The 13,385-nt window shown below is 31.0% G+C and carries 8 protein-coding genes and 3 pseudogenes; 4 read left to right on the forward strand and 7 right to left on the reverse strand.

What is annotated here, in order from left to right:
- Positions 1-21: 21 nt before the first annotated feature.
- On the reverse strand, positions 22-525 hold the full coding sequence (locus ACQVV1_RS15920) for a DUF3902 family protein (protein WP_431169104.1): 504 nt from the start codon (positions 523-525) through the stop codon (positions 22-24).
- A gap of 634 nt (positions 526-1,159) precedes the next feature.
- Between ACQVV1_RS15920 and ACQVV1_RS15925 the strand changes: the two genes are divergently transcribed.
- Positions 1,160-1,714: a helix-turn-helix domain-containing protein gene (locus ACQVV1_RS15925; RefSeq protein ID WP_431169105.1), complete on the forward strand. Its 555-nt coding sequence runs from the start codon at positions 1,160-1,162 to the stop codon at positions 1,712-1,714.
- Between the two features lie 147 nt (positions 1,715-1,861).
- Here ACQVV1_RS15925 and ACQVV1_RS15930 read toward each other — a convergent pair whose 3' ends face one another.
- Positions 1,862-3,289 carry an S-layer homology domain-containing protein gene (locus ACQVV1_RS15930; RefSeq protein ID WP_431169106.1) on the reverse strand — a complete coding sequence of 476 codons (1,428 nt, stop codon included), beginning with the start codon at positions 3,287-3,289 and terminating at the stop codon, positions 1,862-1,864.
- Positions 3,290-3,922: 633 nt separating this feature from the next.
- On the opposite strand from ACQVV1_RS15930, the gene ACQVV1_RS15935 reads away from it, so the two are divergent.
- Complete coding sequence (locus ACQVV1_RS15935) at positions 3,923-5,671, forward strand: S-layer homology domain-containing protein (RefSeq protein WP_431169107.1); 1,749 nt, start codon at positions 3,923-3,925, stop codon at positions 5,669-5,671.
- 587 nt (positions 5,672-6,258) lie between these two features.
- Here the strand turns inward: ACQVV1_RS15935 and ACQVV1_RS15940 are convergent.
- From ACQVV1_RS15940 to ACQVV1_RS15950, 3 genes are all read right to left on the reverse strand, one after another.
- On the reverse strand, positions 6,259-6,969 hold the full coding sequence (locus tag ACQVV1_RS15940; protein WP_431169173.1) for a DNA adenine methylase: 711 nt from the start codon (positions 6,967-6,969) through the stop codon (positions 6,259-6,261).
- Entirely contained in the window at positions 6,902-7,228 is a 327-nt protein-coding gene (locus ACQVV1_RS15945) for a hypothetical protein (protein ID WP_431169108.1), read from the reverse strand. The genes ACQVV1_RS15940 and ACQVV1_RS15945 overlap by 68 nt, the downstream gene beginning before the upstream one ends.
- Before the next feature lie 627 nt (positions 7,229-7,855).
- Positions 7,856-8,371: a hypothetical protein gene (locus tag ACQVV1_RS15950; protein ID WP_431169109.1), complete on the reverse strand. Its 516-nt coding sequence runs from the start codon at positions 8,369-8,371 to the stop codon at positions 7,856-7,858.
- A 568-nt stretch (positions 8,372-8,939) separates the two neighbouring features.
- Here ACQVV1_RS15950 and ACQVV1_RS15955 point away from each other — a divergent pair.
- Together ACQVV1_RS15955 and ACQVV1_RS15960 are read left to right on the forward strand one after the other, a co-directional pair.
- Positions 8,940-9,838: pseudogene (locus ACQVV1_RS15955) on the forward strand (HTH domain-containing protein); the annotation flags it as partial.
- Positions 9,838-10,676: pseudogene (locus tag ACQVV1_RS15960) on the forward strand (aminotransferase-like domain-containing protein); the annotation flags it as partial. The pseudogenes ACQVV1_RS15955 and ACQVV1_RS15960, both read left to right, overlap by 1 nt.
- Before the next feature lie 121 nt (positions 10,677-10,797).
- Here ACQVV1_RS15960 and ACQVV1_RS15965 read toward each other — a convergent pair.
- Positions 10,798-12,707: pseudogene (locus ACQVV1_RS15965) on the reverse strand (M56 family metallopeptidase).
- Positions 12,707-13,108, reverse strand: coding sequence for a BlaI/MecI/CopY family transcriptional regulator (locus tag ACQVV1_RS15970; protein ID WP_431169110.1), 402 nt, complete (start codon positions 13,106-13,108; stop codon positions 12,707-12,709). The pseudogene ACQVV1_RS15965 and the gene ACQVV1_RS15970 overlap by 1 nt, the downstream one beginning before the upstream one ends.
- Positions 13,109-13,385 lie beyond the last annotated feature (277 nt).

The following is a 13,385-nucleotide window of genomic DNA, read 5'->3' on the forward strand; positions in this document are numbered from 1 at the left end:
AATAATCTGTATAGGTAAAAATTAGTGTCCTGCACTAGCGTTCATGGCATTTCCTATAATAGTTAGAATTACTGGAAATAATACTGGTCCTAAGGTAAGGAAAATGTTTAAAAGTATAATAAATTTATATAGTAAGCTATAATTTTTACTATTACTGTTTTCGAATACTAGGATGAATAATGTTATTATAGTAATTAAATGTAGTAATAAAATTATCAACCAATAATACATCATTATAGTAAGATTCCACTTTCCTAAAACTTGGTATGTTACCCCTATTATTATCCCTAATATAGTAGCATTAAAGGAAATAAACAAAGTTCTTTTTAGTATTTTAGGAAATGTTTTGTGATCAACAGTTTCATTATATAAACCTATTAAAATGCCCAAAGATAGATATGCCAGTAATAGCCCTACCCAATTCCAGATCCAATCTTGATCCCCCATTAAATTAAACAAAAGCGAAAGGATCCCTCCTACTGCAAAAATCGAGGAGATCATAATACTATTTAAAGCTGATTTCATACTATTTTCACTTCCTTAAAAATTTTACAATACAGCATTGGTGTTTACTCATATGTTGTCATTTACTTATTAGAACTTCGTTTTAATTAAATGAGAACCTGTTTGATAGTATTCCTCCATTACTTTTTTGGAATCATACTTCCTCCTGTTCCCTATACAATTTATGTTTTAAATCATTATTTTGTAAATTGCCTCTCCCCCCTTTATGCAATTTAATAGGTCTTATCATTCCTGATAATGGTTCTAGCGGATATCCTCTTTACCTACTAATTCTTTTAATAGCTTATATAAATGTTTATCACTAACTGTATATGCCCCACTTATAAATGGTTCTATTGCTTTCCCTAAAAACCCAGATTCTATTCCAAGTGCCAGTCCATCCGCTATTGCATTATTGTCAATCCCAAAATCTTATACAGAAATTCAATCCTATAATCAGGTCATCATACTTAATAGTTCACATGGAAGAATAAGTATCAATCATTTCTCGTCTTATTTACTATTCTCACAACTATGCAGGTGCTTGAATATTAATCATAATTTATTATAATTAAGTATATATTAACAACATGTTTAGTATAAATGAATAAAATTAATTTTAATTTTATTTACTTATTTAAAGGGGATTACACATATGAACAATATTAATATTGGTGAAAAAATTATGGTATTTAGAAAAGGTGCGGGATTAACTAGTAAACGGTTAGCTGAATTAGCTGATATAACACCTTCCATGTTAAGTCAGATTGAGAAAGGAATCACGAATCCATCATTACAAACACTAAAACTAATTTCTGTAGCATTAAATATTCCATTATTTAATTTTTTCTTAGAAGATACCAATACGGAAGAGTTAGTTGTAAGAGCTAATCAAAGAAAAAAGATAACTTTTCCTGAAAGCGGTAACGTTTCATATGAATTATTATCTCCTAATTTAGATGGATCACTGGAATTAGCTTTAATGAATCTGTTACCTCAAACCGCTTCATCTATAGAGCCTGTGGCACATAAAGGTGAAGAGATAGCATTTATTATGGATGGACAAGTAAAACTATATCTAAATGATGAGGTTCTACTTCTTAATTCAGGTGATAGTGTTAAAATCCCACCATACGCAAAACATAAATGGGAAAACACTTCTTTGCACAACGTCACTGTAATATTTGGAGTAACCCCACCATCTTTTTAATTATATATATTAGCGCATAAAAGTTAGAGAAAATAATTCTCTAACTTTTTTTGTATACATAACTATATTAAAAAAAGTAAAAAACTTGTCTCATAATTATTTGAGATTAAAATCTAAAAGATTAAGAGTAGTTAGAGACTGTTCTAATTACATACTTAATTTACTTTTTAATGTCCAGTATTTTTCTCCATTAGTGTCAAAAGAAAATTCTACCCATCCATTTGGATCTTCACGATAAATAAAGATGTTTGTTCCACGGGTTACTGTACCAACTTTATTTTCCTCGACTGCTACATCTGATTTACTTTTAATTTTTAAGTTAAATGGATACGGTACATGGTAATAAGCAGCTGTTGATACAACATTTGCTGTTGTCCCACCTTCATACATGTTATATGGAATGTTATTAGATAACGCTTCAACATCTAATGTATCGGGATTTTTCGGTAATTTTTTTGCAGATGTATAGTCTTTCACACGGAATGGTTTAATACGTTCCATAATATTTGCGATTTTTCCAGCCCAGCCTTTGTCTGATGCATATTTTACGTTCATACCATCTAATGTTGGTCCGTTATAATGCATGCCATCTTTTTCTAAATATCTTTCTCGTACATAATTGGCATTATAAGCAATACTGTCGCCGTAGGTTGGTAAATATTTAGCATATTTAAACGGATCCTTATCATACGCACGTAACCCAAATAAATTGTGTTTTCGGTATGCAATTTCTGATTTTCCATATCCAGACTCTAAAATTGCATGCGCCGCTAAATACTGTGCATTCACACCATATTTATTTTGCGCATTAATAAAATCTTGTCCTTGTCCCATTAATGGACTATCTGAATGGTATTGTGCAATAAAACTATCAATCTCTTGGGCTGTAATTTTCGAAGCCACTGTTAAATTTAAATCTTCATATGAGGTAGCAGTAATAATTTCTTTATCTTCTAACACATCTTTTTGATTTATTTGCAACATATCTGTTTTTGCCGTAAGTTGAGCGGCCTCGGCACGTGTTATAAATCTATTTGGTTGCCAACCGTTATCAGTTCCAATTGAGATTTTTAAGTCAATTAAGATATTGGCATATTTTTCTCCCCAATGTCCTTTTAAATCCTCAAATTTACTTTGGCCATTATCATGTGCTGTACTTTGCAGTTTATAAGCATTTACTAGCATGGTCGCCATAGCAGCACGTGTAACTTTTCCGGATGGATTGAAGATGCCATTTCCTTCTCCTTTAATGATGCCAGCTTTTTCAGCGGCAGCAATATAGGGAGTAGCCCAGTGGTCTTGAGAATCTGTAAAGGAAGGTTTGGCATTGAAGTCAATTTGCATACCCAAAACCCTTGTCATAATAGTCGCCGCAGAAGCCCTGTCTAATGAATCATTTGATCCAAAAATCCCATCTGGGTAGCCACTTAATACTTGTTTATCTACTAAATAATTTACAGACTGCTCTGCCCACTTTGGAACATCAGGAAATTTTTGAGTATCTGCAAATATATTAGATGAGTAGGATAGTAGACTTCCTGCAATAATTCCCGTAGCAATTAACTTGGATTTCATAAAATATTCTCCCTCTAAATCTTAATTTATATCCATTTTCATACATATAAATTACAATATTCCTTTATTGAGAAATAATAATAAAAAATTGCAATAAATGTTGGCGAGTTTATTGAATAATTAACTATATTGTTAATGGATTATATACGAATATATAAAGGATTTTTATCAACAGGGTACCTAGAGAATAGATTTTCTATCAATATGTATCTTTTAAAAATTTTTAAGCATAACATACATTTGGTTCAACGATTTTAGTTACCTGTATATAAGTGCCAATGAACAAATATAAGTTTATATTCAACTTTTTTAATTAAATTCAAGTTTGTATATTTGTTAAACTAGTAAACAAACTTGAAAATCAATCTCAATTAATCTCGATTAATTATAATTAAGTATATATTAATACGTCAACACATTATTAATTTTTAGTAAATAAAATTAATTTATATTTATTTTTTTATGTAAATATTAAACTTTTTTGTTAAATTTATTCATTGACACTTATGTATATAAGTAACTATAATCGTTACACCAAGTTGAATAGATGTCAACATCATCACAAACATATAAATATAAAAATAAAAAATCTCAATTTGGTAATACAATAGATTGGTAGAGGTGTATATTTTTATGAAGCGCAAATTAATCACAACAGGTCTCCTCGCGGGGGCTATATTATCCTATTCTTCTAGTATTTTTGCGGATACTCAAAAGTTTCCTGATGTTCCAAAGTGGGCAGAGCAATCTGTTAATTATTTATTGGAAAAACAAGCTATATCAGGTTTACCAGATGGTACCTTTGGCTCAAACGCTACGTTAGATCGAGCTTCCGCCGCAACAATTATAACAAAAGCTTTAGGGATAAAAATTGATACAAAAGTCAAACCTTCTTTTACAGATACCCAATACCACTGGGCTACTCCCTATATTGCTGCTGCTGAAAAAGCTGGCATCATTAAAGGAGAAGGAAATGGCATCTTTAATCCATCCGGAAAAGTTACACGTGCTGCCATGGCAACGATGCTAGTAAATGCTTATAAACTGCAAAGTACAGCACATGAAAATGGCCAAAGTAAATTTGAGGATTTAAAAGGACATTGGGGAGAAAAATATGCCAATATCTTAATTGACTTAAAAATTTCCATTGGTACGGATAACGGCTGGCAACCAAATAGATTCATAACACGGGCTGAAGCCGCTCAACTTACTGCTAAAACGGATATGCTTTCGAAAGAAATAAAAGGTGAATTGAGAGAAAAAGTCAGCAGTAAAGATAAGGATGTCAATAGTAAAGAGGTTGAGTCAATTTCAATAGAAAATCGATCTTTAACTACTGAGACAGCTGTTTCGACACAAAATAATAAAGAACAAACTCTACTAAAACAACACAAAAAACGTTCTGGTAAAGTAACTGCTAAAACAGAAAAGTCTTTAATTATTTCTGATGGAAATACAAGTTTAGATGCTATGGTTTCTTCCCCTGAAATCCTTAAAGATATTCAAATTGGAGATACCGTTACTATTTATACACCTATTTTTATAGATGGTCTTGTATTTGGTCAACCCGACACAGCTAAATATGCTATTGTTCAAAAGGAAAATGAGGAAAATGTTCTAGAAGACCAATACCAAAAGCATACTGGGAATGTAATTAATAAAACAAATAACTCAATTAGTATTTCTAGTGAAGGTTCGACTGTTAGTGCTATCGTTTCCCCTGAAATCTTACAGGATATAAATATTGGAGATACCGTTACTATTTATGGGGCATATTTTATGAATAATATGGCAACTGGTGAATTATCCGCTAAAGCTCCTATCATCGAAAAGTTGGCAAGTAAGACAGTTACTCCTAATACAGGTATGGATAAATCGAAGTCGATATCAGAAGTCGATAAAAAAGAAAAAGCTTTACTAAAACAACACAAAAAACGTTCTGGTAAAGTAACTGCTAAAACAGAAAAGTCTTTAATTATTTCTGATGGAAATACAAGTTTAGATGCTATGGTTTCTTCCCCTGAAATCCTTAAAGATATTCAAATTGGAGATACCGTTACTATTTATGCACCTATTTTTATAGATGGTCTTGTATTTGGCCAGCCCGATACAGCTAAATATGCAATTGTTCAAAAAGAAAATGAAGAAAACGTGCTAAAAAAACAATATAAAATGCACACTGGAAATGTAATCAATAAATCAAATGACGCTATTGAAATTTCTAATGAGGATTCGACTGTTAGTGCTATCATTTCTCCTGAAATTTTACAAGATATAAATATTGGAGATACTGTTACTATTTACGGGACATATTTTATGAATAATATGGCAACCGGTGAATTATCCGCTAAAGCTCCTATCGTCGAAAAGGTGGAAAAATAAGCAATGGGTTTCAAATGGGAAAAGCCCCATACCAATAAGTATATAGATGCTATTGAACTAACATCTATGACTGTGTTATTTATTTAAAAATCGATATAAATTTGCTTTTTCTAAAGCTAAAACAAGAAGTTTCTTATAATTAAGAAGCTTCTTGTTTTTTGTATAAGTGAAATACTTTCGTGGGTATTTTATTATAAGCTAAGTAGTTTAGAGTTTCTTGTCCTATATTCAAAATGTTTAGACTTTCATGTCCTGTTATTGAGACATAAAAGTACATACAAAATTTATGGTAATGGCTATTTATCAGTAATTGTTCATGTGATTTTAGTTTAAACTTTCATGTCTTTTTACATTTGCTAATTCTTGACATTTTATATCAATCCTTTATTAGTTTTAGATAAATAATTAACCAATTATCTAAATTACTTTAAATTAAACCATCTATTATGATATACGGATTTTTAAAAATTGTGCTTATGTATGCAAAATTACATGTATAAACTCCTTATTTCATTAAAAATACATAGCATAAATGAAAAATAAATTATTATTTTTTTTATAACATTAATATATAGATTATAAGTTGTTTAAGCAGAGTAATTTCGACCAATTATCCTCTTATCAGGATGTTCATATAAATTATTTATAAATTTGTTATAATCATATATCATAATTATATCACTACCTGGAAAACACATATGTAAATTTTGAAGTAAGATGCTTAAATCAATATGATCTTGCTCATTATAATAGCAATGGTACAAATCTTTTCCTTTTGTGTAGTAAGGCGGATCAATAAACAAAATTCCATCCTCCCAATACTCTCTTTCAATTAAAGTTAGGGCATTTTTCTGCGTTATTGTAATTTTATCCGATAATGAATGAATATATTTAATTCTCTCTATTAAGTTTTCAGTATTCCAACGTGAAAGTAAGCTCTTAGTATTTCCATTCCGTCCTCCAAGTGGATTTGCTTTACATATACTGCTATAGGATAGTCTATTTACTAACAAAGATGCCCATGCAGCCTCAACTAAATCTGCTCCCCCATAGTAGGATTTATTTAAATTCTGAGCTTCAAAATATTGTTTATGTGTGGGAACTGTAGATTCTAAACGATGAATTAGTGCAAATGGCATGTGTTTTACAAGCCCCCAGAATGAGAACATTCCTGTATCTAAATCGTTTAAATGTATAGTTTCAACAATACCCGCTTCTAACAGAGCTAACTCAAAGCTGGCTCCCCCCGAATATGGAGATATAAGTTTCTTTGCTTTTTTGTATGAATGAATATAAATATTCTATCAGCTTACTTTTTCCTCCTGGATAACGGTAAACTGATAAGCGTTTATTGAATTTTATTTTAGGTTTATTAATATTGGTTTTATCTTTAAATTTATCTTCCATAATAAGAATAAATTTATACTTTTCTTGATCTTCATTAATATAATTAAAACCTTCACATGTATTACACCAATATCCTATATCATGCTGATCTAAATCAAAGTCGCCATCATTTACAGTTCCTTCTGCAAAGCAGAATTTACATTCTAACAAATCTATTCCTCCAAACACTTTTTATCTGTTAGGACTGATTTTAGCAACTTTCATAAAGTATATCTTTTAAAAAAATACCTTATACTAAATATTTTAATATTTACCTCGGTATTTAATTGTAATAAAATACTGTACAATAATACAAAAGAAATCCTTTATTATAAAGGATTCTTTTTGTATTATTCAGCTTACATTCATAGTAATGACTTGGAAATTATCCGAAATTTATATATATAATATAGATTCCCCAAAGAATGTAACTAACTTGTGTTATGATATACATTGTAAATTCGAAACCAGTGAGCTTTCTTTCTCTTTTTATTTTTCGTAAATACAGATAAAAACAAAAAGTAGATAAAAGCATTAAGAATACAGAAGCATTATATATATTCTCTATACTAGTAATAACCGATCAACTCCTCACCTGAAAATTAGTTAGTATAGAATAAGCATATCATATGAAAGTTTTACTTACTTCAAATCTACTTTTTTTCAACAGAATATACTTAATATTTTCATATTTAACAGAAATACTTGTTTAAAAAGATAAAAGAATCTCTTTTGCATCAATAGATTCACAAAAGAGATTCTAATTTTAGTTCATTTACTTATAAGATATCAGGCTTATTATTCATGAGGGTTAGGTGCAATATAAGCTGGAGCTGGCCCGCAAGTTACTGCAAAAGCAAATAACAACGCAGGCTTATATGGTAGCCCAAGCAATGAAAGCATTCCCAATGCTCCCCAGTAATCCTCTTTCTTAAGATACGATTTTATTTGATTAAAATATGATTTACTAATACCTAATGCATCCTGCCAACATCTTTCCCAAACATTACTTGAGTACATATTAGATGGAATTTCCTCATCATTCATTACATAAACACCAGCAATAATAGCTGCTTTATCTTCATTGTTATATGAAGATTTCGCTAATTCTTCTTTATTAAGAACATACTTACCTGTTTCTTCATCTTTTACCATTAATACCGAAAATATATATTCTAATTCTTTAACTTGAGCTTCTAACTCTTCAGGTGTAGCCTTATTTTGTTTTCCATCTTGTATAGTTGCAGCTGAAGCGAGAGTTGGAACAAAAACTAGGGTAAGAGCCATTAACATAAACATCAGTTTCTTTAACATAGTGAATTAATCCTCCTAATTTTAATATTTCTACTTCCCTCAAAACTATAAGTGTATACTATTTATTTTTCAGACCTCTACTTTTCCATCTATCACCCTCTATTTCCAATATTTATAACAATGATAATATGACCAACTATAAATGTATATATTTTACAATCAATTCATCTATTACAATCATTTGAAATTCTATATATTTCTATAAAATCAGTTTTTTAGTAACCCAAAAATTTCACTTTAAGTATAGGACGAATATTATATATTAAAAAAACAAAAAAACTAATATGTTGTATACATATTAGTTTTTTACTTTATAACTGATATTTAAAAATTTATGCACTTTCCTCTTTTCCAAAATTAATATGGTAAGAAATAATAATTAACATGCATACTACTGAAATAAATACTTCTCCATCTTTAGTAAAAATTGATCATATCAACAAAATTAAAGGTGTTGAAAAAAAACAAACATTAGTTAATTAAAATGTACCCTATAGAATAGACACTTGAAAAAAGTCTATTCTATAGGGTATTTCTTGTATAATAAAAGAGAAATTGGGATCGTAGAATGTTGAAAATGACAAAAAAACTATTTACAGAAAGAGAAATTCAAATTCTATCAAATAACCTATACGTAAAATCTGTAAGTCAGAAAGGTATCACTTATACAGAAGAATTTAAGCATATTTTTATTGAGGAAAATGAAAAAGGAAAGCTACCTCGAAATATTTTTGAAGAATGTGGTTTTGATATAGAAATGATTGGAATGAAACGAGTTATGTCATCGGGAAGTAGATGGCGTGCTGCTTATAGAAAAAATGGTGTATTGGGTTTAAGGGATACACGTATTGAAAACGCTGGAAGAAACACTTGAGAGAGAGCTTACGTTAGAAGAAAAGTATGCCCGTTTAGAAGCTGAACGAAACTTACTAAAGGCGGAAAACGAATTGCTAAAAAAATCAAACTTATGGAAGGGAGGATGAGAAGGAAATAACACTACCACCTAGTCAGAAATTCATCTTGATTCGTTCTGACATCATGAAATACAACTTAAGGAATATGGTCAGTCATTTGTGTAAAGTAGCTGGTGTATCCCGTTCGGGATACTATAATTACTTTTCAGTTTCATCTCAAGAACAACGGAAACAAAAGAGTGATCGAGATGAAATCTTGAAAGAAACCATATTAAAAGCACTTCGATTTAGAAATAGAAAGAAGGGGGCTTGTCAGATAAAGATGACATTGGCGGGTCAGTTTCAAGTTGTCTACAATTTAAAGCGTATCCGTAGAATTATGAAGAAATACGAGATTGTCTGTCCGGTTCGCAAAGCGAATCCTTATAAAAGAATGCTTAAAGCTACAAAAGAACATCGAATAGTACCGAATCAATTAAATCGGGAATTCAAACAAAATACCCCAGGGAAAACACTTCTTACAGATATCACGTATTTAGTTTACGGTAAGAATCCTGGAATAATCATGTAAACACCGGGTTTCATCAGCCGAGTCGAATAATGGTACAGCAGATCAACGAAGCTAAGTCGAACTCTGTTCTAATACAACTTAGTAATTTCCCCTATTGCAAATGAAACAAAGTATACAAGGGTTAGCTAATGAAATAGAAGCGTTTGGATATGAAGAACCAAAAGTTTTTTTGCCACTACGTCAATCTATTAGTACATACTTAAAATCTCATGGCATAAAAGCATCACCTAATTCTATTCTTATCGTTTCAGGTGCTCTACAAGCTCTAGATCTTATATCTGTAGGTTTATTGAAACCTGGATCGACAGCTTTACTTGAAAGGCCATCTTACCTTTATTTCTTACATCTATTTCAATCTGCCGGTATGGATTTTTCAGGATTACCCATAGATAATGAGGGCATAATAACAAAGTCAATTTTAAATCAAACGCAAAAATCTCAGCAAAATATTCTATACACTATTCCATCTTTTCATAATCCTACGGGATTTATTATGTCAGATTCTAGAAGGTCTGAGCTTTTAATGGTTTGCAAAGAAGAAAGAATCCCCATTATAGAAGATGATATTTATAGAGAATTATGGATTGACAAGGAACCTCCTCTAGCCTTAAAAGCAAAAGACATGCATGGTCTGGTTCTTTATCTTGGAAGTCTTTCAAAAACCCTCACTCCAGGATTACGCATTGGATGGATTGTAGGTCCACAATCTGTTATTAATTGTCTAGCTGATATCAAGATGCAATCTTATTACGGATTGAGCACTTTATCCCAACGTGTTGCATTTAAGTGGATGAGTAGTGGCTTATATCAAGAACATTTATCATAATTTTTAATAGTATTTCATCAATAAATAGAGAATTTTTTTCTGTACAGCTGCGTAGAATGATTCTACCTAAAATAAAAAATAGAGTCTCAAGATCCCAGTCTTGAGACTCTATTTTTTATTTTAGACAGGAAACCATTATTTTCTCTAACTCTTCTCTACTTAAATTATCTGCAAGAATTGCGACTTGATAAGTATTATTCTTTCCTTTTGTAGGAACAATCATCCTCATCACTTTAGATTTATCCTTTGTGCTTTCAGATAAAGTTATTTTTGTACCGACTAATTCATAATTAGTTATCTTTTCACTAGTCCCTACTATCCCCTTCAGCGAATCTTTTCCTTGATCTCTAACTGCAGATTGATACACCATATATACGGAATCTTCATTTCGATATTCATAAACAATAGTGGGATCCATTTTTTTAATAGCCAACGGTGTTTGAACATCTTCTCCACTTAGTTTATACCCTTTTACTACATACGTTGGTGTCTTAATTTGAAAATCAAGATATTCCTGTGCTTCTTTTTTAGTCAAATTAAAGTGTGAATAAATTTTCTGTCTAAATGGTCCAATTTCTTCAACATTTTTCTCATATTTTTTTTGCTCTTCTGGTTCTAACTTTTCAGGACTTCCTGCTAGTTTTACTTTCTTATACAAAATCTGTGATTCTGTTTCTAAATTAATAAATTGCTTAAATTCTTCTTTCGTAAATAGATTTTGTGCCACTCCAAGTTCTGTAAGCAAAGTATTATATTCGCCTTCTGAAACAAGAAATTCTGTCTCTGCCTGTTCTTTTGTACCAATCATTTTTTCTACAATTTGCTGTATAGAAATATCAGGTTGTGTTTTTAATTCTTGCATATTATTTTTTACTTCTATTTGTTGTTTCTCAGGATTAGTCGGTATATCAGCACGGGCATTTAATAAGGATACAGATGATACAGCAATAACTGCCACTGCTCCTAGTGCAGACCAACGATATGATTTTTTTTAAATTTTTTAATCATTAAAATTCTCCTTTTTAACATCCTTTTGTTTTTACTGAAATTTGCCACACCCGGTACTTGATAGTAACTTGAGTAATGTTCCAAAAGACTAATAATAGTATGTCCATATGCAATTTGTTCCTCTGAATCTATACATGTAAGAGCTAATGCATCGCATGCTAGTTCTTGATCTTCCCGCATACATGAGTAGGCATACCATAGAATGGGATTAAACCAATTTAAAATGAGTAAGCCATGCATAAGCCAGTTCACACCTACATCTCTTCGTTTGATGTGAGCTAATTCATGATGGAAAATATATCTTAACTGTTGTTCATCTAATATTTTCATATGTACAGTTGACAATAATAACTTTGGGCGAATAAATCCGAACACTGTTGGACTGGAAACCTTTCCAGATACAATTAGAGGGATATCTCGTTGAACAGACATAGATTGCTTACACTTTTCAAAAATCTGGACAATCTTCTCATCTGTAATAACCGGTTGTTTTTTTATGTAAAGTAATAAACGCCTGTTCATTATAAAAGTAGCAAAGCTTAGAAGAATAACGCCAGTAAGCCAGATGTATATACAGATTGTATAGAATGGAACCGTCTCATCATCCTGCTTTTCATTATTGTGTGTTTGTGTCTTATTTGCCTGATCAGTTTGTGTTGAACTTGAGGTATAAGTATCTTCTTTTGTGAGAACCTTTGTATCGTCTATACCTTTCAATTCTTGCATACGTTCTTTTGAAAGAAAAATAGCTACAGGGGTTCGGCTAGAAATGAATGCATCATTATTCTTGTAAGTAAGAACAGAATAGATACTATAGGAACTATCTGGCGACCAAGGTAATACAAGTCTTATTATTAATATAATCCATAGCATGTATTGCCAACGTGGAGTTAACTTGTTTCTAAACAAGACCTTGATACATAGGATTAGGCCTACTAATATACTCGCCATAATAGAGGTCTCTATCAACCAATCGAAAAAATGAGGCAGATAGACATTAATAAACATTTCTATCATTATGATCTATCCTTCCTCTGATTTTCCTCAGTCTTCTCATCCAGGATACGTTTAAGTTCGTTAATGTCTTCTGAAGACAGCTTCTCTTCTTTCAGGAAATTTACTAGCAAAGGCTTAAATGCTGCACCATAGAAACGTTTAAGCAATGATTTTGTTTCTACTTGTAAATAACTATCTTGCGAAACCAAAGGATAATAAGCGTACATACGCCCTTTATCTTGATGGTAAGCAACTGCTTCTTTGTGAACTAATCGATTAAGTAGTGTTCGATTCGTTTTGGGTTTCCAATCCATTTTCTTCTCCAACTCTTCAATCACTTCATTTGCAGTATGTGGAGAGTTTGACCACAGTACTTTCATTACTTTTAACTCAGCTTCTGAAATTTTAGGTAATTCTTTCATTCGTTTAAATTACACCTCCCTTAGATTACATTTGTAATCCGTAACTGAATATTACACTTGTAATCTTACGTTGTCAATCTTATTTTATATTTGTGAAATCCTTTCCTATGCCCACCAACATAAGAACGAAAGAAATTAACATAAGTATAGACTTTCATTTCCTCCTAATGTGTCAAGAAAATAGATGCTTCATAAATTCAAATAAAATCAGTTTTTTAAATATAAAAGACCCAAAACATTAACAATTAGTTTTAGGTCTTTTTAAGTATTTCTTATC

Origin of the sequence: Bacillus basilensis (assembly GCF_050630465.1) — a bacterium.
GTDB classification, from domain to species: Bacteria; Bacillota; Bacilli; order Bacillales; family Bacillaceae_G; genus Bacillus_A; species Bacillus_A basilensis.

Bases quoted from the DNA above. Each gene is read 5' to 3' on its own strand.
- ACQVV1_RS15920 (WP_431169104.1), bottom strand. From the start codon at position 525: ATGAAATCAGCTTTAAATAGTATTATGATCTCCTCGATTTTTGCAGTA.
- ACQVV1_RS15925 (WP_431169105.1), top strand. From the start codon at position 1,160: ATGAACAATATTAATATTGGTGAAAAAATTATGGTATTTAGAAAAGGT.
- ACQVV1_RS15935 (WP_431169107.1), top strand. From the start codon at position 3,923: ATGAAGCGCAAATTAATCACAACAGGTCTCCTCGCGGGGGCTATATTA.
- ACQVV1_RS15950 (WP_431169109.1), bottom strand. From the start codon at position 8,371: ATGTTAAAGAAACTGATGTTTATGTTAATGGCTCTTACCCTAGTTTTT.
- ACQVV1_RS15970 (WP_431169110.1), bottom strand. From the start codon at position 13,108: ATGAAAGAATTACCTAAAATTTCAGAAGCTGAGTTAAAAGTAATGAAA.
- ACQVV1_RS15930 (WP_431169106.1), bottom strand. From the start codon at position 3,289: ATGAAATCCAAGTTAATTGCTACGGGAATTATTGCAGGAAGTCTACTA.